We start from the raw sequence: 24,790 nt of genomic DNA, 5'->3' as shown, positions 1-24,790 counted from the left end.
ATTTTTTAAGCAACGCGCATAAAATATGGACATTCATGCGCGAATATGTTTTATTTTGTGATTTTTAATGTTTACAATTTTTTGTCAAGTGCGCTTGAGTGCGATTTTGTTTGATGTATAGTGCCCCGGCCAATCAAAATAAGGGGAGCAAAAATGAAATCGCTCAGCAGTCTCACACAGAAATTGGCGATCGTAGGCCTCGTCTCGGTCGTTTTTGCCGGCTCAGCCATCGGTGCCGACAAGAAGTATGGCGGCATCACCCTCACGCTTGCTTCGCAGAACGACCAGTTTGCCGCGGTCCTGGCGGCCCTTGCTCCGAAATTCAGCGAGGAGACGGGCGCGACCGTCAAGGTCGACATTCTCGACTATGGCTCGCTGCTCACCAAGACGACGACCGATTTCGTCGGCGGCACCGGCGGCTACGATCTCGTTACCATGGATATCGTCTGGTCCGGCCAGTATGCCGAGAACAACTATACGGTCGACCTCACCGACTGGATGAAGCGCGATGCTGCCGAACTGCAGCTCGACGACATCTACCCGACGCTTCTCAATGCGCTCGGCCATTGGGGCGACAAGCAAGTCGCTTTCCCCTTCGCCGGTTATGCCAACGTGCTCGCCTATCGCAAGGATCTGTTTGACGCCGCCGGCCTGAAGGCGCCGACGACGATGGAAGAGTTGGTCGAGGCCGCCTACAAGCTGACCGATCCGGCCAAGAAGACCTACGGCTTCGTCGCCAACGGCCAGAAGGGCCCGGCGGTCGCGCAGGACTGGATGCAGTACAATACCGAAATGGGCGGATCGATCCTCGGCTCGGATGGCAAGCCGGCGCTGAATTCCGAAGCCAATATCAAGAGCCTGACCGTCTACAAGGACCTCTTTATGAAGGCTGCACCTCCCGGCGCCGTTGATTACGACTGGGGCGGACGCGAGGAAAGCTTCCGCCAGGGCATTGCCGCGACCATGCAGACATGGTCGGTCGGCGCGCCCGGCTACTATGATCCGTCGATTTCCAAGATCGTCGACAAGGTAGCGATCACGACGGCGCCGCGCGGCGCCGGCCTGCCGAAGCTCTACGGCATAGGCGGTTGGGGCATGGCGATCAACGCCGGCATCAAGGACACGCAGAAGGAAGCCGCCTGGGCTTTCATCAAGTGGCTGGTCAGCCCGCCGGTGCACAAGGAATTCAACATGATGGGCGCCGGCAGCTTCCTGCGCAAGAGCGAGATGACCGATCCTGATCTTCTGAATAAGTTCCCCTTCCTGCCCGTCATCGCCGAAACCTTCGAGCATGGCGACGGCGAATATCGTCCGCGCATCCCGCAATATCCGGAGATTCAGGACCTGCTCGGCACCGCCGTCAACGACGTGCTCGTCGGCAATGCCGATCCTAAGAAGGCGCTCGATGCCGCTCAGGAAGCCGCCGCAAAGCTCTTCTGAGAACAAAACGGTTTCCTCCCAGGGGCCGCAACCTACGTCGCGGCCCCGCCATTTCCAGACCATTGATCCGATGCGCCTCAGGCTTCATGATCGGGTGAGCCGCGGGCTTGATCCCGGTAGCGCGCATCGAACCAGGAACCTGATGGACATGACGTGACCCTATCCCTCACTTCCGCGCTGAAGCCCACCCCGGCCTTCAGCGTTTCCTATCTGGAGCGCAGGCGGCTGTTCTTCATCCTGATGACACTGCCGGCCGTCATCTACGTGCTCGTCATCGGCGTCTGGCCGCTGGCGCAGGGCATCTGGTTCAGCCTCTACGAATATAATTTGCTCAAGCCGGCGCGGACGCATTTCGTCGGCCTCGGCAATTATATCGATCTTCTCTCCGACACGGTGACGCGCGGGGCCTTCGTCAACACTGTCATCTTCACGGTCGGCGCTGTGACTGTCGAATTGCTGCTCGGCTTTGCCATAGCGCTGGCGCTCTGGCGCGATGATCGCTTCAACCGGATCTGCTTGGCGCTGATCCTCATTCCAGTCACGATCACGCCGCTTGTGGTCGGACTGATCTTCCGGGCGCTGTTGCTCGCCGACTACGGGCTCGTCGGCTACTATCTTGCCGAGTTCGGGATTTCCAATCCGCGTGGGCTTTTCGCCAATGCGAACTCGGCGCTAGCAACCCTTATCTTCGTCGACATCTGGGAATGGACGCCACTCGTGGCGCTGATCCTGCTCGCCGGCTTGAAGGCATTGCCGGGCGATATTCTCGAGGCATCGGAAGTGGATGGAGCGACAGCGTCGCAGCGTCTGAGGATCATCGTCATTCCGCTCATGCTGCCTTCGATCCTGCTGGCGCTGACGCTGCGCACCATCGATGCCTTTCGCATCTTCGACAGCGTCTACGTGACGACAGGCGGCGGGCCGGGCAATGCAACCAACACGCTGATGCTGCATGCGGTAAAGCAGGGGCTTGAATTCTTCAATATCGGCCGCGCCTCGGCGATATCAAATCTGACGCTGATCTGCATCGCCGTGATCGCTGCAGGCTTCATCCTGTTGATCCGCAAGGCGGACAGAAAGGCGAACGGGCGATGAGCGCACGTACCCTCAGCCGCATCGGCGAGCGCAGCTTCATCGTTGTCATGCTCGCCTTTTTCCTGCTGCCCTTCCTGTGGCTGGCATCGACCGCTTACAAACCATCGCGCGACATCTTCTCGATCCCGCCGAAACTGACCTTCACACCAACCTTCGAACAGTTCGCGACGGTTTTCCACCTGTTCGATGTCTGGAGCCTCGTTTCGTCGAGCCTGCTGATTGCCGGCGGTTCCGTCATCCTGTCGCTGCTTCTCGGCGTGCCGGCAGGCTATGCGCTGGCACGCTCGACCAGCCGCTATGCCATTGCAGTTGCCTATTTCTTCATGGCGATCCGCATGGTGCCGGCCGTGGCGGCGCTGATCCCCTTCTATCTGATGATGCGCGATATCGGGCTGCTCGGCAGCTGGATTGCCGTCGTTCTCATCAACGCAATGCTGAATTCGGCCTTCGTCACCTGGATGATGTTTTCCTATTTCCGCAGCCTGCCGAAGGAGCTGGAAGAGGCGGCATTGACAGATGGATGTACGCTCTTCGGCGCCTTCTGGCGCGTGGCGCTGCCGGCGGTGCGCTCAGGCGTCGTCGCCTCTACACTGTTCTGCCTGATGTTTTCCTGGAACGACTTCCTCTATCCGATGTTTCTCACCCGGCTCGATTCCAAGCCGATCTCGGTGGCGCTGCTTTCAGCCTATGGAACGAAGGACATCACCTGGGGCACGCTCGGCGCGCTGGCGCATTTTTCGACGATCCCGATCGTGCTGATCGTGCTCTTCCTCAATCGTTATTTCGTGCAGGGCCTGACAAAAGGCATTCACTAAAGAGACGCTGCGCTCAAGCGCGGATCGCCGCTTCGGTCGCGGCATCGAAGACGTGGATCCGGGCGGGATCGGCGGCAAGCGACAGGCGCTCGCCGATCTTCACCCGGTTGGTGCCGTCAACGATGACGCGCAGCTGCGGGGCAGAGAGTGTCACGTCGTCCTCTTCGGCAGAGAGCGACTTCAACCGGTCGGCGGCTTCGACATCGACGTGGACGAGCAGGTTGGCGCCGAGATCCTCAATGAAGGCGACGGACCCGGCCAAACCGCCGGCATCCACCGGACGGAAGGCTTCCGGGCGGATACCGAGCACGACGGCACGTCCGGCGGCGGAGGCGATGCGGGGCCGCTCGGCAAGCACCTCGCCCGTGAAAAGGATGGATGCCTGGCCGAAGCGGGCCTCGGGGCCGTTTTCCGTCACGAAGAGATCGGCCGCCAGCAGGTTCATCGCCGGCGAGCCCATGAAGCTTGCGACGAAGAGATTGGCCGGCTGATCATAGAGGCTGCGCGGCGTACCGAGCTGCTGAAGGACGCCGCTCCTCATGACGGCGACACGATCACCCATGGTCATCGCTTCGACCTGGTCGTGGGTGACATAGACCGTCGTTATACCCGACATCTTCTGCATGCGGGCGATTTCTGCGCGCATTTGGCCGCGCAGGCGGGCATCGAGATTGGAAAGCGGCTCATCCATCAGGAAGGCCTGGGGGCTGCGGGCCAACGCCCGGCCCATGGCGACGCGCTGGCGTTGGCCGCCGGAGAGTTGGGCGGGCTTGCGGGCGAGATAGTCCTCGAGCTCCAGGAGCTTCGCCGTCTCTTGCACCTTGCGGGCGATGTCGGCCTTGTCGAGGCCGCGAACGCGAAGGCCGAAGCCGATATTCTCGGCCACCGTCAGATGCGGGTAAAGCGCGTAGGATTGGAAGACCATGGCAATATCGCGGTCGCGCGGGGCAAGATCGTTGACGACGGCGCCGTTGATCGTAAGGCGGCCATCGGTGATCTCCTCGAGGCCCGCGATCATGCGCAGCGCCGTCGACTTGCCGCAGCCGGAGGGGCCAACCAGGACCAGGAATTCGCCGTCGCGGATGGTCATGTTCAGGTTGCGGATCGCCGCATAACCATCGCCATAGCTCTTGCTGATCTGGTCGAAGACGATTTCAGCCATGCTCTTTCCTTGCTGAACGGGAGGCCTGTTGCAGTTCCTGGACGGGTCAGGTCGTGTAGACGCCGCCGGTGACGTTGACGCCCTGCCCGGTCATGAAGCGGGCCGAATTCGAGCAGAGGAAAACGACAACATCGGCCACATCTTCAGGCGTTTCCAGCCGGCCGAGCGGCGTCTGGGCGATATAATCTGCCACGACGCGTTCGGGCGTTACGCCGCGCAGGGTCGCCTCCCAGGCGATCTCGCGCTCCTGCATGCCAGTCTTGACGAAACCGGGGCAGACGGCATTGACGCGGATGCCCGAAGCCGCAAGCTCGCGGGCGAGCGCCTGCGTCCAGCCGAGCACGGCGAACTTGCTGGCGGAATAATGGGCCAGCAGCGGCGCGCCGATTTTTGCGGCGAGCGAGGCGGTGTTGACGATGACGCCGGTACCGATGCTCGTAAAACGGCGCGCGGCAACCTGGTTGGTCAGGAAGATGCCGCGAATGTTGACGTCGAAATTATAGTCCCATTCCTCGTCGGTCAGTTCCAGCGCATGCTGCATCGTGGAGACACCGGCATTAGCGCAGAGGATCTCGTAACCGCCGGTCCTCTCGACAACCTCGGAAAAGGTCGCCTCGACTGAGGCTCGCTTGCGAACGTCGATCGCATAGGCAGTGGCGCCGTTGCCGATCTCGGCCGCCGTCTGTTCGGCGGCAGCCAGGTTGATGTCGCAGATCGCCACCTGGATCGACTGGCGGGAGAGCGCGGTCGCGATCGCGCGCCCTATCCCTGTCGCTCCGCCGGTTACAATCGCACGCTTGCCGGATAGTTCTGGAAAGCTCGGTGACTGCATGCCCGCCCTCATCGAATGGAAACATCCCCGATCATATATCAACAAAATCATACACAACAAGAGAAATTTATGTTTGAATTTGTTCGACTCATTCGATACATAGAGGGCAACAATCAGTTCGTAGCCACGGGTTGCGACGGCGGGAGGATCAGAACGGTATCATGGACGCGGAACAGCAGATGGTCGCCGCAGCGGAAAAACCGAAGGTTCTGGCCCAGGTGCGGCATGCGCGCATCCTGGAGACACTGGCGCGCAAAGGCGCGGTCTCCGTCAGCGACGTCGCCTCCCAGCTTGCCGTTTCCGAAATGACCGTCCGCCGCGACCTGATCGAGCTCGAAAAGGACGGCAGGCTGGTGCGCACCCATGGCGGCGCAGTGCGCAGCGGCAAGGCCTTCGAGCCGATCGCCAACGAGGCTGTCGACCGCGAAGAACCGACTTTCGAATCCCGACTGACGCGCAATGCCGCCTCGAAGCGAACCATCGCGATGGCAGCCGCAGGCGTTGCTGCCGGCGCGCGAACCCTGGCGCTCGACGTCGGCACCACGACCTATCTGCTCTCCGGCCTGCTGCTCAACCAGCCGCATACGAAGATCTTCACCAACAGCGTGCGCAACGCGATGCAGCTCGGCGCCGGCTCTGGCGAGGTCTACCTGCCGGGCGGGCGCATGCGTGGCGAGGAAATGGCGATCAGCAGCCAGTCCGCCGTCTTGCAATTCGAGGAACTCTGGTTCGACATCGCCTTCGTCGGCGTGTCCGGGATCACGGCGCAGGGAATTTACGACTATTCCTTCGAAGACACCGACATGAAACGTGTCTATCTGCGCCGCGCGACACAGAAGGTGGTGCTTTGCGATTCCAGCAAATTCAGGCGCATGTCGCTGGTGCATATCGCGCCGCTGCAGCAATTCGACATGCTGATCACCGATGCCATGCCGCCGTCCGACCTTGCCGATGCGCTCGCCACTGCCGGCGTCGAGGTGCGCATCGCGCCCGAGGAGCAGCCACTGCTTTGATTGCCCTTTCGCATCCGATCTTCCAGCGGATGCCGTCCACTCGATTGTGCTTCAGGGAGTTTTCGCATGGTCTTCGACTTTTTCGGCGTCAAGAAGAAAGTGGTCATCGCCATGGCGCATATCGGCGCCCTGCCCGGCTCGCCCGCCTATGACGTCGCCGGCGGACTGAATAAGCTCGTCGACGACGCGCTTTCCGATGTCGAGAAACTGCAAGCGGGCGGTGTCGACGCCATCATGTTTGGCAACGAGAACGACCGGCCCTACGTCTTCCAGGCGCCGCCGGAAGGACTGGCGGCGATGACCTCGATCGTCGAGCGGGTAAAGCCGCATCTGACCGTACCGTTCGGCGTCAACTATCTCTGGGATCCCTCGGCAAGCGTTGCGATCGGCGCGGTGACTGGCGCGAGCTTCGTTCGCGAGATCTTCACCGGCGTCTTTGCCTCCGACATGGGGATCTGGCAGCCCGATTGCGCCAAGGCGGCGCGGCTGCGGCGCAGTCTCGGCCGCGACGACATGAAGATGCTCTTCAACATCAACGCCGAATTTGCCCATTCGCTGGACCAGCGGCCGATTGAACTCAGAGCGAAGAGCGCAGTATTCTCGTCGCTCGCCGATGCCATCTTGGTTTCCGGGCCGCTGACTGGACAGGCAGTCGATCAATCAGACCTGAGACGTGTCTGCGAGACCGTCAAGGATGTCCCAGTCTTTGCCAATACCGGCGTGAACAAGGACAATGTGCGCGACATATTGAGCGTTGCCAGCGGTGTCATCATCGGCACACATTTCAAGGTGGACGGCAATACGTGGAACCCGGTCGACCGCGACCGTGTCAAGCGCTTCATGGAGACTGTCGAGACGCTGCGTTGAACAACGGAATTGCCATGTCCATCACGCTCGGCCTCGATATCGGCACCACCTCCACCATCGGCATCTTGATCGAGTTGCCGAACCGCGTGCTCGGGCTCACCTCACGGCCTTCGATGCTTCATTCACCGCAGCATGGCTGGGCCGAGGAAGACCCGGCGGAATGGTGGGCGAATGTCTGTGAGGTTACCAGGGAACTGATTGCAACGAGCGGGATTGAGGCCGGACAAATCTCGGCCGTTGGCGTGACCGGCATGCTGCCGGCCGTCGTGCTGCTTGACGACGCCTGCCAAGTGCTGAGGCCCAGCATCCAGCAGAGCGACGGGCGTTGCGGCGAAGAAGTCGAGGAACTTAAGGGAGAGTGGGATGAGACGGATTTTCTCCGCCGGGCGGGAAACGGCATCAACCAGCAGCTGGTGACGGCAAAACTCCGCTGGATCGCCCGGCACGAGCCGACGGTCTTCGAGCGCATTGCCACCGTTATGGGGTCTTATGATTTCATCAACTGGAAGCTGACCGGCGTGAAGGCAATCGAACAGAACTGGGCGCTGGAAGCGGGCTTCGTCGATATTAATACCGGCAATCTCGACGACGAACTCATCGGGCTTGCCAGAATTCTGCGGGAGGCCATTCCCGGGAAGGCGGTATCGCATGAGGTGCTTGGCCATGTGACCGACGAAGCCGCCAAGGCGACGGGGCTTGCAGTTGGAACGCCTGTCATCGGCGGGGCAGCCGACATGATCGCGTCGGCTTTCGGCGCGGGGATCAATAAGGCCGGCGACGTGCTGCTGAAATTCGGGGGTGCAGTTGATATTCTGACGGCGACCGATGTCGTGCGGCCCGATCCCCGTATGTTTCTCGATTATCATCTGGTTCCAGGGCTCTATATGCCGAACGGCTGCATGTCGACCGGCGGCTCGGGGCTCAACTGGTTTATCGGCACCTTCGCCAAATACGAGGAGATCGCGGCAAAGGCGGAGGGAATATCCGTGCACCGCTATCTCGACCGGTTGGCCGCGCAATGCGCGCCCGGCGCGGACGGGCTGACAATCCTGCCTTACTTCCTCGGCGAGAAGACACCGATTCACGACGCCGGCGCGCGCGGACTGATCGAGGGACTGACGCTGTCGCATCATATCGGCCATCTCTGGCGGGCGATGCTGGAAGCCTATGCCTATGCGCTGCGTCATCATATCGACGTCCTGAACGACATCGGTCACCCGACGACACGTTTCATCGTCTCCGACGGCGGATCGCAGAGCCGGATCTGGATGCAGATCGTTTCCGATGTGCTGCAGCAGCCGCTACAAGGTCTGACCGGCCATCCCGGCTCCTGCCTCGGCGTCGCCTGGGCAGCGGCGATCGGCGCCGGACTGACCGAGGACTGGTCCGGTGTAACCGCCTTTGTCAGCCAGGGTGAAAGGATCGTGCCCAATCCCGACAATGCGGCGGTTTATAACGAGGGCTATCGGACCTATCGTGCGCTTTACAGACCATAGACTCAGCGGAATTCGAGCGCGATGACAGGGACAGACCGGGATCCGACGATGCAGGCAGCTGGACGTGGCGGCATGGTGACGAGTCCGCATGCGCTGGCGAGCGAGGCAGGCGCGGCAATCCTGCGGGCCGGCGGCAACGCGCTGGAAGCTGCGATCGCCATCGGCAGCACGATCGCTGTCGTCTATCCGCATTTCTGCGGGCTTGGCGGCGATTCCGTCTGGATTGTTGCCGATCGCAGCGGGCGGAAGACATGTTTTCTCGGCATCGGCCAGGCGGCGCGGAAATTGCCGGATTTCGACGGAAACATTCCGCTGCGCGGGCCGCTTTCGGCGTTGACCTCGGCCTGCGCGGTTGATGCGTGGCGGCACGCGCATGACTATTCCGCGCGGCACTGGGGCGGTAAGATCGACTTTCCTGTCTTGCTTGCTGATGCGATCCGCCACGCGGGAAAGGGGTTTCCCATCACGCGCTCGCAGAGCTTCTGGCTTGCCTTCCGGCGGGCGGAAGCGGCCGGCTGGCCGGGTTTTGCCGCGCTTTTCATGGCGGACGGCGCGGCGCCGGAAACAGGCAGCCTGTTCCAGCAGGCGAATTTGGCGCGGTCGCTTTCGCTGATTGCCCGCGATGGGCCACGTTCATTCTACGAGGGCGAACTGGCCGCAAAGATCGCGGCAGGGCTGCAGGCTGTGGGCTCTCCACTGACCAGTGACGATCTTGCGGCGACCCGAACGCGCGAGGTCGCGCCCATCAGTCTTTCCTATCGGGGATTTGAGTTGCTTGCGCCGCCGCCGCCGACACAGGGGCTCACGACACTGGCGATTATGGGGATTCTCGCCCATTTTGACATTGCCGCCCATAAGGCCGGCAGCGCAGACCATCTGCATCTCTGCGTGGAAGCTGTCAAACGCGCCTTTCTCGATCGCCACAGCATTGCCGATCCCGATGTCGCATCGCAGCCGGTAGAGGAATGGCTAAGCACGCAGCACCTTGCGCAGGCGGCGGCCTCCATCGATCCCGTGCGGGCGCTTGAATGGCCGGCGCCCTTTCGCAGCAGCGACACCGTGTTCTTCGCCGTAACGGATGCCGTGGGCGGCAGCGTCAGCGTCTTGCAGAGTACTTATTTCGACTGGGGCAGCGGCGTGGTTGTCGGCGATACGGGTATTCTCTGGCAGAACCGCGGGGCGGCCTTTTCGCCCGATCCCAAGCATGTCAACGGCATCGCCCCCGGCAAGCGTCCTTTCTACACGTTGAACCCCGGCCTCGGCCTGCGCAACAGCAGGCCGGCCCTGCTTTATGGCACGCAAGGCGCCGACGGCCAGCCGCAGACACTGGCGATGCTGCTGACCCGGCTGATCGACTTTGACGAGGAACCGGCAGCAGCGCTGGCCGGTCCGCGCTTTCTTCTCGGCAAGACATTTTCCGATAGCCGCGACAGCCTGAAGCTGGAAAGCGACGTGGGTGAAACAGTGCTTGCGGAACTGGCCGCTCGAGGCCACGTCCTGTCTCCGATCGAAGCGCGGAGCCCGCTCGCGGGACAGGCTGGCGTGATTGCCATCGATGAGAGCGGAATGGCGACCGGCGCGCATGATCCACGTGGCGAGGGCTTGGCGATCGGAATCTCTTCCGTCGCCGACCGAAGCCGGCGCCAGTGTGAGTGAGCGCTGCAAGACGTGTGTCGCGATGGCGATGCCGGCGACGATCAACAGGGATTGATTTCAGGCCAGACGCTCCAGGCGGCTGCGAACCAGCCAACTTCGCGGGCGGAAAGTCACGGCTTTTGTCACAATGCTGACTGGCGGCGCTGAAGTGACGGATAACAGACTCGGCGTTAGCATCGAAGCGCCGGCACAGCGCGATGTTGTGGGGCGTCGAGGCCGGCAGGCCGCGCGGGAGCCACGCCTCGACGCGCGCGGCTAGGCTGCGCCATGGGTGCAACCCCTGCAGTGTTACCTCCACCGTTGTTGCGTCGCCGGCGGTGCAGCCGCGGGGTGGCGAGGAATCGGCAAAGGTGTTTACGAGCCTGGCGCAGCCCCAGCTGCTGTTCGGCCGGGCATGGAATTGTTGAGCGCGATGCCAATCTCATCATCGGGGCTGTCGGTGGTGGTAACAGCGATACCAGCGGAAGCCGGTCAGAACGACGGCCGCAATCGTTTCCGTAAGCAGCCGGCGAACCAGCTTTTTCACGATATTCGTTTGAATACAAACTTCGCGGTTTCACAAGTCGAAGCTGTCAGGCCTACCGCCGAGGACTTTTGCAAAAGAAACCCCGACGCCATATCCTCGCCATGACGATGCCCCTCGCCAAGGTCATTCAGGCGCTAAGGTGTAGCAGAGCAAGGACGGGGATCCTTATGACGGGACAAGATACAACTCACTTCCAGGAGCGGATGACGATTGTCGGTGATCTCAAGGCTGCTTCCTTTGTCCCCTGGATCCGGCGCCATGCCGCCAAGCTTGGCCTCTCGCACACCATATCTCATACGAGTTCCATGCGGATCGAACTTGAGGTTGCTGGGCCGGAGGAGCTGATCGACATGATGGAGATGGGATGCTCTCTCGGGCCTATCGACGTATGGGTCGAGAGGATAGATCGCACGGCGATCAGCGGCGAAAGGACCTAGTACCGGGCTGTGGCGCATTTCCCTCGTGCATATTATTTACTCAATGTTGCCAATGCGAAATAATTATGCAAACCTGATAAGGTTGAGCGGAATTGCCTCGAAGCCGAGGGGGAGCGTGCTCGGCAAGCATATGATTTTGTTTGGGAACTCTAGTCATGCCATCCGCTACGACCGGCTTTTGGACGCCAGTCGCCCTTTCCCGGGATTTGCCGGCCGGAACCGTGATGCCGGCACGGACGGCAGCCGGATCGATTGCCCTGTGGCGCAGCGCTTCGGGGCGCATATCGGCATCGGCGGACCGCTGTCCGCATCGTGGCATGCGCTTGTCTCACGGCTTCGTGCGCGGCGAGACGCTTTCCTGCATCTATCACGGTTGGAGCTACGGACAGGCCGGAAACTGTCTCCGCATTCCGGCCCATCCGGGGCTGACGCCACCGGAAACCATCCGCGTCGCCACCCATGACGTCGAGGAAACAGATAACGTGATCTGGGTGGCTGTGGGTACGCCCGCTTCGAAGCCGCCGAGGTTTGATGGCTTCACTCCCTTGCGTTCGCTGACGGCGTTCGCCGGCATCGCGGCGATCGAGGCGGCGGCCGGTGCGAAGGCGAGCCCTGACGGTCTTGTCGAGATCGACGCATCCACCGGGGCCGTCTGTCTGTTATTATCCGCTTGGGAAGACGGACAGACGTTGATCCATGTGCTGCTGAAGGCTGACACCGACCCCGCGGCGGGCATCGATGCTTCACGCGCCGCCGAGAGCCTGCGCCGCCGAGCTGAGGGTCTTCAGAGGGAGATCGCGCAATGACCATGCAGGCGATGATTAACGAATGGTATCCAGTCGGGCTTTTCAGCCAGCTCGACAGCGCCGGTCGCACGACGGCGCTGATGGGCGAGCCGATCGAAGTGGCGCGCGATGCCGATGGCAATGCGAAGGTGACGGGCGGCGATGGCCGCGTTCTGCCGGTGCGTGTGCGTTACGGTCATGTCTGGTCCTCCCTCGGGGAGCCCAAGAAGGAACTTTTCCCCATTCCCGAGGCCGATCAGCCGGGTCGCCGCTTCGTCGATGTCGGCGTGGTGCGCGTGCGCTGCTCGCCCCTGCGTGCGGTCGAGAACTTTCTCGACATCGCCCATTTCCCCTTCGTCCACACCGACATTCTCGGCGCAGAGCCGCACACCGAGGTCCAGAACTACAAGGTCGAGATCCGCGAGGAAGAAGACGAGGTCTGGGCAACGCAGGTGAAATTTTACCAGCCGCAGGCCGCCAAATCGGCAAGCGGCGGGATCACGACGGAATATATGTACCGCGTGCCGGCGCCCACCTGCTCCGTGCTTTACAAGACCTGCCCGCCGCGTCCGAGCGAATGGGATGTCATCACGCTCTTCGTGCAGCCGCTGGCTGAGGACCTCTGCGACGTCTGGCCATGGATGGCGCTTTTCGACGACGAGACCGCGATGACCGATCTCATCCATTTCCAGCAGACGATCTTTCTGCAGGACCGGTCGATCCTCGAAAACCAGATCCCGCGGCTGTTGCCGCTCGACCCCGGCATGGAAATCCCGACGCGTGCCGATCTGACATCGATCGCCTATAGGCGCTGGCTGAAGCGCCACAATTATACCTACGGCGCACAGCTGGTGGCGCAATGAAGCTCTACGACTACATACTCTCGCCCAGTTGCTATAAGGTGCGCCTGATGGCGGCGCTGACCGCCGTGAAGCTTGACCTGCGCCCGGTGGATTTCCATCCCGGCGCCGAGCATCGCGGCCCCGAGCTGCTTGCGCTCAACCCGGCAGGCTCCATTCCGATCCTGGAGGATGGCGACCTGATCCTGACGGAATCGTCGGCGATCCTCGTCTATCTCGCCGCCAAGGCAGCACCCGAATGGCTCGGCAGCGGTAAGGCCGAGGAAGCGGCGCGGGTGCAGCAATGGCTGTCCTTTTCCGGCCGGCTGACGGCAAGCCTCGGTGGCGCGCGGCTCCATGAAATGCTGCTGCGGCCGGGCGATATCGGCGCGCTGCAGGCCCAGGGCATCGCCGCCCTTCGCGAGCTTGAAGCCGGGCTTGTCGAGCAGGGCATTCGCGGTATGCGTTTCCTCGCCGCCGACCGGCCGACAATTGCCGACATCGCCTGCTTTCCCTATGTGGCGCTGGCTCCCGATGGCGGCGTCACGCTGGATGCTTATCCTGCGATCCGGCTTTGGTCCCGGGCACTCCGCGCCCTCGACAGGTTTATCGAGATGCCGGGTATTCACCGGCTGCACGAGTTGAAGCCCGAACCTCAAATCGAACCGGGCGAGGCGTGAGATGGCTGGATATCTCCTGAAGAACTGCGCAGCCGTGATTATCGACGAGGGCAAGGGACCGGTCGTTCATCGCAATGTCGATCTTCTGACCAGCGGTCCGGCGATCCTGGCGATCGGCGAAAATCTGGAGGCGGACGCGCTCCCTGCCGGCACGACCGTTGAGGATGCTGCCGGCTGGTTCGTCTATCCAGGTCTCGTCAACACGCATCATCACTTCTTTCAGTGCTTCGTGCGCAACCGCGCCGATCTCGACTGGACGAAGCTTTCGGTGATCGAGTGGTTGGACCGCATCTACCCGATCTTTTCGCAGCTCAATGAGGAGTGCTTTTACCACTCCTCCGTCACGGCGATGGCCGAGATGATCAAGCATGGCTGCACCACAGCCTTTGACCACCAGTACAATTTCCCCCGGCACGCCGGAAAGCGGTTGATCGACCGCCAGTTCGAAGCAGCCGAACTGCTCGGCATACGTTTCCATGCCGGTCGCGGCGGCAATACCCTGCCGAAGTCGGAAGGCTCGACCATTCCCGACGAAATGCTGGAAACGACCGACGAATTCATCGCCGACTGCGCCCGCCTGATCGAGACCTACCACGATACTAGCCCCTTCAGCATGCGCCAGGTCGTGGTCGCGCCCTGCCAGCCGGTGAATTGCTATCGCGAGACCTTTGTGGAATCGGTGGCATTGGCGCGCGATCGCGGCGTCATGATGCATACCCATGTCGGGGAAGGCGAGAGCCCGGTCATTCAGGCTCGCCACGGCATGCGCACGGTCGACTATCTGGAAGAACTCGGCTTTGCCGGGCCCGACGCCTTCTATGCCCATTGCTGGGAACTGACCCACGACGAACTCAGGAAGATGGCGGCCAGCGGCACCGGTGTGGCGCACTGCCCGGAACCGGTCTATCTGGTCGGCGCGGAGGTTACCGACATTCCCGCCATGGCCGCCTTCGGCCTGCGCATAGGCCTCGGCTGCGACGGTGCGGCCTCCAACGACAATTCCAACCTGATGCACTGCCTGCACTCCGCCTATATGCTGCAGTGCCTCGTCTCCTCCGGCCGTGCCCATCCCGTGCCGCCGCCGGTCGATTTCCTCGGCTACGGCACGACAGGGGGTGCCAGCCTGCTCGGCCGGCGCGATATCGGCCGGCTGGCGCCCGGCATGGCCGCTGACCTGTTTGCGATCGACACCCGCCGCATGGATTATGTCGGCACGCGGCACGATCCGCTGAGCCTGATTGCCCGCGTCGGCATCGGCATGGCGACCGATATGACCATGATCAATGGCCGCATCGTCTGGCAGAAGGGCGAATTCCCCGGTCTCGACGAGGCCAAGCTGTCAGCCGATGCCGAGGCCGCACTATCCGCCGTGGAATTTTAAAAAACCAAAAGAGGGAACTGAGAACATGACCAAACTGACCCGCAGAAACCTGATGACGGCCGCTGCCGCCACCGGCCTTGCCGGCGTGCTCGGCAGCCGTCTTGCTTTGGCCGCCGACGAGCCGCTCGGCATCACGCTCGTCGTCCCGTCGCCGATCGGCGACGTCGGCTGGGGGCATGCACTTGCGGCCGGTCTCGAGCCGATCAAGGCCGCTTACGGTGACAAGGTGAAGGTCACCGTGCTCGAGAATATCGCCGAAGGCCCGGACGCCGACCGCATCATGAACAAGACCGTCGCCGACGGAAACAAGTTCCTGGTTGCCGGCTCTTTCGGTTATCAGAACGGCGCCCTGCAGATCGCCCGCCGCGACCCGAGCGTCACGGTCCTGCATGCTTCCGGCTTCCAGGTCGCTCCGAACTTCTCGCCGTTCGCTGCCAAGTATTTCCAGGGCACCTATCTGCTCGGCATGGCTGCCGCAGCACTTTCCAAGACCGGCAAGCTCGGCTCCGTGTCCGCCTTCGCCATTCCCGAACTCATCACTTCGATCAACGCCTTCACCCTCGGCGCCCAGGCCGTCAAGCCCGATATCGAGGTCTCGGTGGTGTGGGTGAACTCCTGGTTCGACCCGGCCAAGGAGCAGGAAGCCGCCAAAGCCTTGATCGCGCAGAAGTGCGACGTGATCTTCTCCAACGCCCAGGACACGCCGTCCGTCATCTCGGCCTGCGAGGAAGCCGGCGTCTACGCCTTCAACCTCAACTCCTCGATGAAGAAATACGCACCGAAAACCTATCTCGGATGCATCTCGACGGACTGGTCGCCGTTCTTCAAGGCATCGGTCGACGCCCATCTCGCCGGCACGTTCAAGGGCGCCAATGCGTTCCTCGGCGTCGCCGACAAGGTCGTCGAAGTGGTCGATTGGAATCCGGATGTTCCGGCAGACGTGATGGCCAAGATCAAGGAGATCGAGGCAAAGATCGCCGACGGCAGCTTCTCGCCCTTCACCGGGCCGATCACCAAGGCCGACGGCAGCGAGGGTGTCGCATCCGGCGCAACCATGGCCGACCCCGAGATCATCGCCATGAACTGGCACGTCAAGGGCGTGTCCACGCCGTTGCCGAAATAAGTCATGACGACCCCGCTCCTGTCGCTGCGCGGCATTTCGAAGAGCTACGGCCAGATCCACGCCAATCAGGCAATCGATCTGGACGTGGCTCCGCAATCGATCCATGCGATCCTCGGAGAAAACGGAGCGGGAAAATCGACGCTGATGAAGCTGATCTACGGCGTCGAGCAACCGGACGACGGCGACGTCGTCTGGGAAGGAGAACCCTTGCGCCTCTCCTCCCCCGCCGAGGCGAGGCGCCACGGCATCGGCATGGTCTTCCAGCATTTTTCGCTGTTCGAGACCCTGACCGTCCTTGAGAATATTCGGCTGGTCGTGCCGGGTCGCAAGGCTGAGCTCAAGCAACGCATTCGGACGCTTGGACGGGAATTCGGCCTTGAGGTCGACCCGCTCGCCCATGTGCACGCGCTGTCGGTCGGCGAGCGGCAACGGGTGGAGATCATCCGAAGCCTGATGACCGATCCGAAGCTGCTGATCCTCGACGAGCCCACCTCCGTCCTGCCGCCGCAATTGGTGGAGAAGCTCTTCGACACGCTGCGCCGGCTGCGCGACGGCGGCGTCTCCATCCTGTTGATCTCCCACAAGCTGGAAGAAATCCGGGCGATCTGTGACCGGGCGACGATCCTGCGCGGCGGACGGGTGACCGGGGATGTCGACCCGCGCGAATATGATGCCCATGACCTTGCCCGTATGATGATCGGTCGCGACATGCCCGCCCCCATCTCGGCGCTGCCGCTGTCTGGCGGGGAAAAGCGACTGGAGATCATCGGGTTGGATTATCAGCCCGACGATCCCTTCGCGGTGCCGCTCTCCGGCATCAGCCTCGAAGTGCGTGCCAGCCAAATCCTCGGGATCGCCGGTATTTCGGGCAACGGCCAAAGCGAGCTTGCCGCATTGATTTCAGGTGAGACAATACTGGGGCGCGACCAACGCGACCGAATCTTCATGGTGGGAATGGACGTCGGCAGGCTCGATGCCGCCGCGCGGCGGAGGCTCGGATTTGCCTTCGTTCCTGAAGACCGGCTCGGACGCGGCGCCGTACCTGAAATGTCGCTCGCCCTCAACAGCCTGCTGACCGCCCATCCGCTCAAGCTTTTGCGGCACGGTCTCGTCGACAGGGCGCGGGCGATGGCGTTCACCAAGGATTGCATCCGTCAGTATGATGTGCGCACGCCAGGCCCGGATGCGGAAGCCGGCACCCTGTCCGGCGGCAATCTGCAGAAGTTCATCGTTGGCCGGGAAATCATGCTGTCTCCCCAATTGCTTTTCGTGGCGCAGCCGACCTGGGGCGTCGATATCGGCGCTGCATCCGCCATCCGCAGCCGTCTGGTCGCATTGCGCAATCAGGGCATGGCGATCCTCGTCATTTCGGAGGAGCTGGAAGAACTGTTCGAGCTCTGCGATTCCATCCAGGTGCTGCATCACGGCCGGCTCAGCCCGCCGCTCGCAACGCGGGACACGAAGCCCGAGGAGATCGGCCGATACATGATCGGGGCTCAAGCCTCGCCCGAGAAAGTCCATCTATGAGTGCTTGGTCCCCTGCTTTCGTTCCCACCCTGGTCCGCCGGGAGCGCGCCTCGCTTGCTGCGACCTTGCTGGCGCCCGTCATAGCACTTGTCATAGCAATCGCACTCAACCTCGGCCTTTACATCTTGATGGGCCGTGACCCTGTCGCGGTCGTTTATGCGATGCTTTTCGAGCCTTTCCTCTCATGGGCGTCATTTTCGGAAGTGCTTTTAAAGGCAGGCCCGCTCCTTCTGATCGCACAGGGACTGGCGATCGGCTTTCGCGCCAAGGTCTTCAACATCGGCGCCGAAGGCCAGTTCATTCTCGGTGCGATCTTCGCCTCTGCCATTCCGGTCTGGTTTCCCCAGGCAACGGGCCAGTGGATCTGGCCGGCGATGCTGCTGCTCGGCGCCATCGGCGGCGCACTTTGGGCTTCTCTCACCGCCTTCTGGCGCGTGCGCCTCAACGCCAACGAGATCCTCGTTTCACTGATGCTGAGCCTCGTTGCGGCGCAACTGCTGAACTATCTGCTGCTCGGCCCCTGGAAGGATCCGAACGGCTTCAACTTCCCCCAGTCGGTGATGTTCCAGTATGATGCGATGGTGCCAACGCTGATTTCCGGGACCCGCCTCAACGTCTCATTCCTCATCACGCTCGCCTTGTCGGTTGCGGCCTGGGTTTTCATGCAGAGGAGCTTCATCGGCTACAAGCTGCAGGTCGGTGGGCTGGCGCCGCGGGCTGCCGGCTATGCCGGCTTTAAGGAAGGTTGGGCGATCTGGCTTTCGCTGCTGATCGGGGGTTTTGCAGCTGGTCTTGCCGGTGCCGCCGAAGTCGCAGGCCCGCTCGGCCAGTTGCAGCGTTCGGTCGCGAGCGGCTATGGTTATGCGGCCATCATCGTCGCCTATCTCGGCGGCCTGCATCCGATCGGCATCGTGGTCTCGGCGCTGGTCATGGCGGTCATCTATATCGGTGGCGACAATGCCATGGTCTCGGCCAACCTGCCGATCGCCGCCGTCCGTGTCTTCCAGGGTAGCCTGCTGCTCGCTTACCTCATCGCCGTCGCCTTCGTGCGCTACCGCCTTGAATGGCGCCGCGCCGCCCATCGGAGCCCGTCATGAACGCGATCGAGTTCATTCTTGCCGGCATGCTTGCGGCTGCGACACCGTTTCTTCTGGCAGCCCTCGGCGAACTGGTGGCCGAACGCGCCGGCGTCCTCAACCTCGGGGTCGAGGGATTGATGGCCTTCGGTGCCGTGCTCGCCTTCATTATCGTCTACCAGGGCGGCGGACATCTCCTGGGCTTCGTCGTCGCGGGGCTCGGCAGCGCTGTCCTTTCCCTGCTCTTCGCCTTGGTCACACTGGGATTCCGGGCAAACCAGGTGGCAGCCGGCCTTGCCATCGGCATCCTTGGCCAGGGCCTCTCCGCGCTTTTCGGCAAGACCTATGAAAGCCTCACGGTCAGGGGACTTCCGAAGCTTGCCCTTCCCGGGCTTTCGGAATTGCCGATTGTCGGCGGCCTCTTCGTCCAGGACATCGTCGTGTGGATTTCACTCGCCGCGACCCTCGCTCTCTGGGCCATATTTGCCTACACCAAGCTTGGGCTCATCGTCCGCGCCGTTGGCGAGAACCCGAAGGCCGCTCACGCCATCGGCTATTCGGTGATATCGGTCCGCGTTCTCGCTATCGCCTTCGGCGGTGCGATGGCCGGTTTCGCCGGTGCCTATGCGTCGGTGGTCTACACCCCGCTCTGGGCCGATGGAATGATTGCCGGGCGCGGTTGGATCGCCATCGCCCTCGTCGTTTTCGGGACCTGGCTCACCGGCCGAATCTTCCTCGGGGCCTGCCTCTTCGGGGCGGTCTCGCTGATGGGGCTTGCAGCCCAGGCAACCGGACTGGACGTTCCCTCGCAATTGCTCTCGAGCCTGCCATATCTCGTCACGATCATCGTGCTCGGCATCATCTCCGCTGACCGTCGTCTGCTTAAGCTGAACGGCGTCGCTTCACTCGGCGAACCATTCGAGCGATAGGGGTGCGGAAGGCGGGTTTCGGGATCAAACGCCTACTGCATAATTCCTTAAAAAGACGCGCGGCGGTGTAACGTGTCGCCGAAAAAGCCCGTGGTCAGCCGCGATCGCGTTTCTTGCCACCGCGCGCGTCAAATTGGACGAGCAGCGACTTGAGTTCGATCTCGCGAACGCGTCTTGCCGCTTCATCCGGGCTGACCCATTCGAGAATACGCTGACCCCGCTCCTTGAAATCGCCGCTGACCTCCGTGACTTCAATCTGAAACATGTCGACGATACAGGGCGCCACATCGCCATTGTCGAGTTCTTTCAGATAGGTATAGCGGCCGACCGGCTTCTTCTTCACCACCCCGCGTACGCCTGCCTCCTCCCAGGCCTCGATTGCTGCTGCTTCGAAAGGCTTTTTCCCCTTCATCGGCCATCCTTTCGGGATGACCCAGCGTGCGCTCTCGCGCGATGTGATCACCAGGATTTCGACCTCGGATCCGCCATTGCCGTGACGGAAGCAAATAGCACCATATTGTTGACGGAATGCACCGGCGAACAGCACTTCAGGAACAGCAGCGAGCTGTCGCAGCAGTGGTTGGGACTTGTCCGGTCGAGGCTTCCTGGCTTTTTTGCTAGGCGTCATATTGATTGAATTACCGAATTTGCATGTTGCTTCAATTGCCTGAGCGTGTTTATGACACTTTTATGACAATCGGCCGCACGAGGAAGGTTCGCAGGCATGATGAGCATTTTTCGCAAGCTGATGCCACGGGAAGACAGATTCTTTGAAATGTTTTCCAAGCACTCGAAGACCGTCGTTGCTGCGGCGCACGCCCTCGATCAACTTCTGAAGGGCAATGACGTTCAGGAAAACTGCGATCGAATCGTCGCATTGGAAAACGAGGCGGACGACGTCACGCGTGACGTTCTTCTTGCCGTTCGACGAAGCTTCATCACGCCCTTCGACCGGGGAGACATCAAAGACCTCATTCAGTCGATGGATGATGCGATCGACATGATGCACAAGACAGTCAAGACGATCCGCTTGTTCGAGCAATCCAGCTTCGATCCGCTCATGCAGGAGATGGGCAGTGAAATCGTCAAGGCGGCAAACCTTGTCGCGGAAGCGATACCCCTCCTCGACAGATTGGGAGCCAATGCGCAGCGCCTCGCGGCCATCGCGGAGGAGGTCACCCGCGTGGAGGGACGTTCCGATGAGCTCCACGACCAGGGTTTGAAGGATCTGTTTCTGCGACATGGCGCCAGCGGCAATGCGATGGCCTACATGATCGGAAGCGAAATTTACGGAGAGCTGGAGAAAGTCGTCGACCGCTTCGAGGATGTCGCCAACGAAATCAGCGGCATTCTCATCGAGAACGTCTGATGGAAGCCTCCCTCGCTCTGCCGCTGCTTGTCGGCTTGGTCGTCGTCGCCCTGTTCTTCGATTTTCTCAACGGTCTGCATGATGCGGCCAATTCGATTGCCACGATCGTCTCGACCCGCGTCCTGCGGCCGCAATATGCGGTCGCCTGGGCAGCATTCTTCAACTTCATCGCATTCCTGTTCTTCGGCCTGCACGTGGCCGAAACACTGGGGACCGGCATCATCGATCCTGCGATCGTTTCGCCTCAAGTGATTTTCGCCGCACTCATGGGCGCCATCATTTGGAATATTCTTACCTGGATTTTCGGGATTCCGTCGAGCTCGTCGCATGCGCTTGTCGGTGGGCTGGTGGGGGCCGGTCTGGCAAAGGTGGGCTTCAGCTCGATCGTCTGGAACGGCCTCCTAAAGACCGTCGGTGCCATTTTCCTTTCGCCAGCCATCGGCTTCCTGCTTGCCCTCGTGCTGGTGCTCGCCGTCTCCTGGTTATTCATCCGGCAAACGCCGTTTGCGGTGGATCGCACATTTCGCGTCATGCAGTTTGTGTCTGCTTCGCTTTATTCGCTTGGCCACGGCGGGAATGATGCGCAGAAGACGATGGGCATCATCGCGGTGCTCTTGTTCAGCCAGGGATATCTCGGCCCGACATTCTACGTGCCTTTCTGGGTGGTCATTTCCTGCCAGTCGGCAATGGCTCTCGGGACGCTCTTTGGCGGATGGCGGATCGTTCATACCATGGGGTCGAAGATCACCCGGCTCAATCCCATGCAAGGTTTCTGCGCAGAGACGGGCGGAGCGTTGACACTCTTCGGAGCGACGTGGCTCGGAATTCCCGTTTCGACGACGCATACCATCACCGGAGCAATCGTTGGAGTGGGCGCAGCTCGTCGTGTCTCGGCCGTGCGCTGGGGATTGGCCGGCAACATCGTGATAGCCTGGATCGTTACGATGCCGGCGGCTGCAGCAATATCCGCAGCGTTCTACGGCCTCGTATCCTTGCTGCAATGAAATGACGTGATGGCGAGGCAATCGCCACGCTTGCCCTTCCCTCTTGAGCTTTGCTGTTGGCAATTACCGACGAATAAAGCGAGCAGAACCCATTCTGCCGCCTGCGTCATGTAGCTTCGATATTACGTGCACTGCACAAATAGAGCGCTCCCATGACCGCCACTACGCTAGCAATCGCACAAAACGGAAGCAGAAAATAGAAAGCCTAAGAAATAAGCATTCGTCAATTCTTACCATTTCTCCTTTTGCTTCATGCTGTTACCAATTCCTCTCGAAATTGGCACGCTGCTTGCAGGTTCTGAGACGCATCGGTCAACGGCGACCGGTGCAGATAGGCGCGGCATAAGCGCCTACAACAGACACCGACGTCGCAAGGTCTTTGCAATCCGGGATTCTCTCATCCCCTGGACGCAAATTCCGGCGGCGTTTTTTTGTGTCCAAATTCAGCCAGCAGAGGGAACCTGCGCATGACAAAGAATTTGCAGACTGGGATTTCGACAACCGGCATGACTCGCCGCAGCATGCTCAAGACGACCGCAGCGGCTGCCCTCATCGGCGCCGTCAAGGCTGCCTTTCCGTCCGGCGCCTTCGCAGCCGGAGCAGGCCCTGAGGTGACAGGTGTCAAGCTCGGCTTTATCGCTCTCACCGATTCCGCACCGCTGATCATCGCCAAGGAAAAGGGCTTTTTCGACAAGCATGGCCTTCCGGAAACGGATGTGGCCAAACAGGCATCCTGGGGTGCGACCCGCGACAATCTCGTGCTGGGCGGCGCAGCAAACGGCATCGACGGTGCCCATATCCTCTCGCCGCTCCCCTATCTCATGCATACCGGCAAGGTGACGCAGAACAATAAGCCGGTGCCGATGGCGATCCTCGCCCGGCTCAACCTCGACAGCCAGGGCATTTCCGTCGCCAAGGAATATGCCGAAACCGGCGTGCAGCTCGATTCCTCCAAGCTGAAGGCGGCATTCGAGAAAAAGAAGGCGGAGGGCAAGGAGATCAAGGCCGCCATGACCTTCCCGGGCGGCACTCATGACCTCTGGATCCGCTACTGGCTCGCCGCCGGCGGCATCGATCCGAACAAGGACGTTTCGACCATCGTCGTGCCGCCGCCGCAGATGGTTGCCAACATGAAGGTCGGCAACATGGACGTCTTCTGTGTGGGCGAACCGTGGAATGAGCAGCTCGTCAACCAGGGCATCGGCTTTACCGCAGCCACCACCGGCGAGCTCTGGAAGGGCCATCCCGAAAAAGCGCTCGGACTGCGCGCCGACTGGATCGAAAAGAATCCCAATGCTGCCAAGGCCCTGCTGATGGCTGTCATGGAGGCTCAGCAGTGGTGCGAAAGCATGGACAACAAGGCGGAGATGGCTGACATTCTCGGCAAGCGCCAATGGTTCAACGTTCCGACGAAGGACGTACTCGGCCGCCTCAAGGGCGACATCAATTATGGCAATGGCCGCGAGGTCAAGGCCACCGACCTCTATATGAAGTTCTGGAAGGACGGCGCCTCCTACCCGTTCAAGAGCCACGATACCTGGTTCATGACGGAGAATATCCGCTGGGGAAATCTGCCGGCGAACACCGACATCAAGGCGTTGGTCAACCAGGTGAACCGCGAAGATATCTGGCGCGAGGCCGCCAAGGATCTCGGCGTCGCGGCTGCCGATATTCCCGCATCGTCTTCTCGTGGCAAGGAGACTTTCTTCGACGGCAAGGTCTTCGACCCGGAAAATCCTTCCGCCTATCTCGACAGCCTTTCGATCAAGGCTGCCTCCTGACCCCCGCCTCCGGCGCGCGACGGGCGCGCCGGCCTTTCATTCACGTGAGGAGCGCGTTGATGTCCGCCCTGGCAAATAAAGAAAATCCCTCCATGGCCGCCTCTGCCAAGCCGGCAGCAAAGGTTGTGCCATTTTCCGGCAAACACGGATCGCGGATCGATTTTCGGCGAGCGGTACTGACCGCACTTCGCAATGTCATCCCGCCGGTCGTCGTGCTGGCACTTATCCTGCTCGTCTGGCAGGTGCTCTGTTCATCGGCCGATGCGTCTTTGCCTTCGCCGCATCGGGTCTGGCAGGATAGCTTTGACCTGATCGCCTTTCCGTTTTTCAACTACGGCTCCCAGGATATCGGGCTCGGCTGGCGCGTGCTCGTTTCGCTGCAGCGCGTCGTTTATGGCTTTGGCCTTGCCGCGGTCGCTGGCGTCATCGTCGGTGCGATCATCGGCCAGTCGGTCTGGGCGATGCGTGGCCTCGATCCGATCTTCCAGGTACTGCGGACGGTTCCGCCGCTCGCCTGGTTGCCGCTGTCGCTCGCGGCATTCCAGGATTCCAACCCTTCGGCGATCTTCGTTATCTTCATCACTTCGATCTGGCCGGTGATCATCAACACCGCCGTCGGCGTCCGCAATATCCCGCAGGATTACCGCAATGTCGCCGAGGTGCTGCGCCTCAATCAGTTCGAATTTTTCTGGAAGATCATGCTGCCATCGGCAGCGCCCTACATCTTCACCGGCCTCAGGATCGGCGTCGGCCTCTCCTGGCTCGCCATCGTCGCGGCCGAAATGCTGACGGGCGGCGTCGGCATCGGCTTCTTCATCTGGGACGCGTGGAACTCGTCGCGCCTTTCGGACATCATCGTCGCGCTCGTCTATATCGGCATCGTCGGCTTCGCTCTCGACAAGCTGGTGGCTGCGCTCGGCAAACTCATCACCCGCGGCGCCATGGCCAACTGAGGGA

Annotated in this window: 23 protein-coding genes; 20 read left to right on the top strand and 3 right to left on the bottom strand. The window is 61.4% G+C overall.

All coding sequences use genetic code 11. The features are described 5' to 3' along the window. Nucleotides 1-153 precede the first annotated feature (153 nt). The 3 genes from U5G49_RS33020 (at nt 154) to U5G49_RS33010 (ending at nt 3,350) form a co-directional block, all read left to right on the top strand. Nucleotides 154-1,440 carry an ABC transporter substrate-binding protein gene (locus U5G49_RS33020; RefSeq protein ID WP_193445915.1) on the top strand — a complete coding sequence of 429 codons (1,287 nt, stop codon included), beginning with the start codon at nt 154-156 and terminating at the stop codon, nt 1,438-1,440. Nucleotides 1,441-1,593: 153 nt separating this feature from the next. Further along, complete coding sequence (locus tag U5G49_RS33015) at nt 1,594-2,535, top strand: carbohydrate ABC transporter permease (protein WP_113542888.1); 942 nt, start codon at nt 1,594-1,596, stop codon at nt 2,533-2,535. Beyond that, nucleotides 2,532-3,350 carry a carbohydrate ABC transporter permease gene (locus U5G49_RS33010; protein ID WP_113542887.1) on the top strand — a complete coding sequence of 273 codons (819 nt, stop codon included), beginning with the start codon at nt 2,532-2,534 and terminating at the stop codon, nt 3,348-3,350. Before U5G49_RS33015 ends, U5G49_RS33010 begins: the two co-directional genes overlap by 4 nt. 13 nt (nt 3,351-3,363) lie before the next feature. On the opposite strand, the gene U5G49_RS33005 is transcribed toward U5G49_RS33010, so the two are convergent. Beyond that, nucleotides 3,364-4,512: an ABC transporter ATP-binding protein gene (locus U5G49_RS33005; RefSeq protein WP_193445916.1), complete on the bottom strand. Its 1,149-nt coding sequence runs from the start codon at nt 4,510-4,512 to the stop codon at nt 3,364-3,366. 46 nt (nt 4,513-4,558) lie between these two features. Further along, on the bottom strand, nt 4,559-5,344 hold the full coding sequence (locus U5G49_RS33000; protein WP_028732368.1) for an SDR family NAD(P)-dependent oxidoreductase: 786 nt from the start codon (nt 5,342-5,344) through the stop codon (nt 4,559-4,561). A 161-nt stretch (nt 5,345-5,505) separates the two neighbouring features. Between U5G49_RS33000 and U5G49_RS32995 the strand changes: the two genes are divergently transcribed. The 13 genes from U5G49_RS32995 to U5G49_RS32930 all read left to right on the top strand — a co-directional run bounded on the left by U5G49_RS32995 (nt 5,506) and on the right by U5G49_RS32930 (nt 19,679). After that, nucleotides 5,506-6,357 carry a DeoR/GlpR family DNA-binding transcription regulator gene (locus tag U5G49_RS32995; RefSeq protein ID WP_018246776.1) on the top strand — a complete coding sequence of 284 codons (852 nt, stop codon included), beginning with the start codon at nt 5,506-5,508 and terminating at the stop codon, nt 6,355-6,357. Between the two features lie 66 nt (nt 6,358-6,423). After that, on the top strand, nt 6,424-7,224 hold the full coding sequence (locus U5G49_RS32990; protein WP_113542884.1) for a BtpA/SgcQ family protein: 801 nt from the start codon (nt 6,424-6,426) through the stop codon (nt 7,222-7,224). Nucleotides 7,225-7,238: 14 nt separating this feature from the next. Beyond that, entirely contained in the window at nt 7,239-8,720 is a 1,482-nt protein-coding gene (locus tag U5G49_RS32985; RefSeq protein WP_113542995.1) for an FGGY-family carbohydrate kinase, read from the top strand. A 72-nt stretch (nt 8,721-8,792) separates the two neighbouring features. Then, nucleotides 8,793-10,376: a gamma-glutamyltransferase family protein gene (locus tag U5G49_RS32980; protein ID WP_193445983.1), complete on the top strand. Its 1,584-nt coding sequence runs from the start codon at nt 8,793-8,795 to the stop codon at nt 10,374-10,376. A gap of 693 nt (nt 10,377-11,069) precedes the next feature. Further along, nucleotides 11,070-11,339 carry an acylphosphatase gene (locus tag U5G49_RS32970; RefSeq protein WP_193445918.1) on the top strand — a complete coding sequence of 90 codons (270 nt, stop codon included), beginning with the start codon at nt 11,070-11,072 and terminating at the stop codon, nt 11,337-11,339. A 155-nt stretch (nt 11,340-11,494) separates the two neighbouring features. Then, on the top strand, nt 11,495-12,145 hold the full coding sequence (locus U5G49_RS32965; RefSeq protein ID WP_193445919.1) for a Rieske 2Fe-2S domain-containing protein: 651 nt from the start codon (nt 11,495-11,497) through the stop codon (nt 12,143-12,145). Next, nucleotides 12,142-12,987 (top strand): aromatic ring-hydroxylating oxygenase subunit alpha, encoded by an 846-nt coding sequence (locus tag U5G49_RS32960; protein ID WP_112907858.1) that lies wholly within the window; start codon nt 12,142-12,144, stop codon nt 12,985-12,987. The genes U5G49_RS32965 and U5G49_RS32960 overlap by 4 nt, the downstream gene beginning before the upstream one ends. Further along, on the top strand, nt 12,984-13,643 hold the full coding sequence (locus U5G49_RS32955; protein WP_193445920.1) for a glutathione S-transferase family protein: 660 nt from the start codon (nt 12,984-12,986) through the stop codon (nt 13,641-13,643). The genes U5G49_RS32960 and U5G49_RS32955 overlap by 4 nt, the downstream gene beginning before the upstream one ends. Before the next feature lies 1 nt (nt 13,644). Beyond that, nucleotides 13,645-15,024 (top strand): amidohydrolase, encoded by a 1,380-nt coding sequence (locus U5G49_RS32950; RefSeq protein ID WP_193445921.1) that lies wholly within the window; start codon nt 13,645-13,647, stop codon nt 15,022-15,024. Nucleotides 15,025-15,049: 25 nt separating this feature from the next. Beyond that, nucleotides 15,050-16,147 (top strand): BMP family ABC transporter substrate-binding protein, encoded by a 1,098-nt coding sequence (locus U5G49_RS32945; RefSeq protein ID WP_018449141.1) that lies wholly within the window; start codon nt 15,050-15,052, stop codon nt 16,145-16,147. A gap of 3 nt (nt 16,148-16,150) precedes the next feature. Next, the gene (locus U5G49_RS32940; RefSeq protein WP_193445922.1) at nt 16,151-17,674 is read left to right on the top strand and encodes an ABC transporter ATP-binding protein; all 1,524 of its coding nucleotides are present in this window, start codon (nt 16,151-16,153) and stop codon (nt 17,672-17,674) included. After that, on the top strand, nt 17,671-18,771 hold the full coding sequence (locus U5G49_RS32935; RefSeq protein ID WP_193445923.1) for an ABC transporter permease: 1,101 nt from the start codon (nt 17,671-17,673) through the stop codon (nt 18,769-18,771). The genes U5G49_RS32940 and U5G49_RS32935 overlap by 4 nt, the downstream gene beginning before the upstream one ends. Continuing rightward, the gene (locus U5G49_RS32930; RefSeq protein WP_018449138.1) at nt 18,768-19,679 is read left to right on the top strand and encodes an ABC transporter permease; all 912 of its coding nucleotides are present in this window, start codon (nt 18,768-18,770) and stop codon (nt 19,677-19,679) included. Before U5G49_RS32935 ends, U5G49_RS32930 begins: the two co-directional genes overlap by 4 nt. A 94-nt stretch (nt 19,680-19,773) precedes the next feature. Here U5G49_RS32930 and U5G49_RS32925 read toward each other — a convergent pair whose 3' ends face one another. Next, nucleotides 19,774-20,307, bottom strand: a complete 534-nt coding sequence (locus tag U5G49_RS32925) for an NUDIX hydrolase (RefSeq protein ID WP_193445924.1) — start codon at nt 20,305-20,307, stop codon at nt 19,774-19,776. Between the two features lie 96 nt (nt 20,308-20,403). Here U5G49_RS32925 and U5G49_RS32920 point away from each other — a divergent pair, with 96 nt between their 5' ends. The 4 genes from U5G49_RS32920 (at nt 20,404) to ntrB (ending at nt 24,786) form a co-directional block, all read left to right on the top strand. Then, complete coding sequence (locus tag U5G49_RS32920) at nt 20,404-21,048, top strand: DUF47 domain-containing protein (RefSeq protein ID WP_018246790.1); 645 nt, start codon at nt 20,404-20,406, stop codon at nt 21,046-21,048. Further along, nucleotides 21,048-22,052, top strand: coding sequence for an inorganic phosphate transporter (locus U5G49_RS32915; RefSeq protein ID WP_018246791.1), 1,005 nt, complete (start codon nt 21,048-21,050; stop codon nt 22,050-22,052). Before U5G49_RS32920 ends, U5G49_RS32915 begins: the two co-directional genes overlap by 1 nt. Nucleotides 22,053-22,519: 467 nt before the next feature. After that, entirely contained in the window at nt 22,520-23,833 is a 1,314-nt protein-coding gene (locus tag U5G49_RS32910) for a CmpA/NrtA family ABC transporter substrate-binding protein (protein WP_193445925.1), read from the top strand. A 59-nt stretch (nt 23,834-23,892) separates the two neighbouring features. Continuing rightward, nucleotides 23,893-24,786, top strand: a complete 894-nt coding sequence (gene ntrB, locus U5G49_RS32905) for a nitrate ABC transporter permease (protein WP_168278304.1) — start codon at nt 23,893-23,895, stop codon at nt 24,784-24,786. Nucleotides 24,787-24,790 lie beyond the last annotated feature (4 nt).

Source organism: Rhizobium indigoferae (genome assembly GCF_034554815.1).
In the GTDB taxonomy this organism is placed as follows: Bacteria; Pseudomonadota; Alphaproteobacteria; order Rhizobiales; family Rhizobiaceae; genus Rhizobium; species Rhizobium leguminosarum.
The sequence above is the reverse complement of the archived record's forward strand: the minus strand, read 5'-3'. Positions and strand labels throughout refer to the sequence as shown.

Bases quoted from the DNA above. Each gene is read 5' to 3' on its own strand.
- U5G49_RS33020 (WP_193445915.1), top strand. From the start codon at position 154: ATGAAATCGCTCAGCAGTCTCACACAGAAATTGGCGATCGTAGGCCTC.
- U5G49_RS33010 (WP_113542887.1), top strand. From the start codon at position 2,532: ATGAGCGCACGTACCCTCAGCCGCATCGGCGAGCGCAGCTTCATCGTT.
- U5G49_RS33005 (WP_193445916.1), bottom strand. From the start codon at position 4,512: ATGGCTGAAATCGTCTTCGACCAGATCAGCAAGAGCTATGGCGATGGT.
- U5G49_RS33000 (WP_028732368.1), bottom strand. From the start codon at position 5,344: ATGCAGTCACCGAGCTTTCCAGAACTATCCGGCAAGCGTGCGATTGTA.
- U5G49_RS32995 (WP_018246776.1), top strand. From the start codon at position 5,506: ATGGACGCGGAACAGCAGATGGTCGCCGCAGCGGAAAAACCGAAGGTT.
- U5G49_RS32990 (WP_113542884.1), top strand. From the start codon at position 6,424: ATGGTCTTCGACTTTTTCGGCGTCAAGAAGAAAGTGGTCATCGCCATG.
- U5G49_RS32985 (WP_113542995.1), top strand. From the start codon at position 7,239: ATGTCCATCACGCTCGGCCTCGATATCGGCACCACCTCCACCATCGGC.
- U5G49_RS32980 (WP_193445983.1), top strand. From the start codon at position 8,793: ATGGTGACGAGTCCGCATGCGCTGGCGAGCGAGGCAGGCGCGGCAATC.
- U5G49_RS32970 (WP_193445918.1), top strand. From the start codon at position 11,070: ATGACGGGACAAGATACAACTCACTTCCAGGAGCGGATGACGATTGTC.
- U5G49_RS32965 (WP_193445919.1), top strand. From the start codon at position 11,495: ATGCCATCCGCTACGACCGGCTTTTGGACGCCAGTCGCCCTTTCCCGG.
- U5G49_RS32960 (WP_112907858.1), top strand. From the start codon at position 12,142: ATGACCATGCAGGCGATGATTAACGAATGGTATCCAGTCGGGCTTTTC.
- U5G49_RS32955 (WP_193445920.1), top strand. From the start codon at position 12,984: ATGAAGCTCTACGACTACATACTCTCGCCCAGTTGCTATAAGGTGCGC.
- U5G49_RS32950 (WP_193445921.1), top strand. From the start codon at position 13,645: ATGGCTGGATATCTCCTGAAGAACTGCGCAGCCGTGATTATCGACGAG.
- U5G49_RS32945 (WP_018449141.1), top strand. From the start codon at position 15,050: ATGACCAAACTGACCCGCAGAAACCTGATGACGGCCGCTGCCGCCACC.
- U5G49_RS32940 (WP_193445922.1), top strand. From the start codon at position 16,151: ATGACGACCCCGCTCCTGTCGCTGCGCGGCATTTCGAAGAGCTACGGC.
- U5G49_RS32935 (WP_193445923.1), top strand. From the start codon at position 17,671: ATGAGTGCTTGGTCCCCTGCTTTCGTTCCCACCCTGGTCCGCCGGGAG.
- U5G49_RS32930 (WP_018449138.1), top strand. From the start codon at position 18,768: ATGAACGCGATCGAGTTCATTCTTGCCGGCATGCTTGCGGCTGCGACA.
- U5G49_RS32925 (WP_193445924.1), bottom strand. From the start codon at position 20,307: ATGACGCCTAGCAAAAAAGCCAGGAAGCCTCGACCGGACAAGTCCCAA.
- U5G49_RS32920 (WP_018246790.1), top strand. From the start codon at position 20,404: ATGATGAGCATTTTTCGCAAGCTGATGCCACGGGAAGACAGATTCTTT.
- U5G49_RS32915 (WP_018246791.1), top strand. From the start codon at position 21,048: ATGGAAGCCTCCCTCGCTCTGCCGCTGCTTGTCGGCTTGGTCGTCGTC.
- U5G49_RS32910 (WP_193445925.1), top strand. From the start codon at position 22,520: ATGACAAAGAATTTGCAGACTGGGATTTCGACAACCGGCATGACTCGC.
- ntrB (WP_168278304.1), top strand. From the start codon at position 23,893: ATGTCCGCCCTGGCAAATAAAGAAAATCCCTCCATGGCCGCCTCTGCC.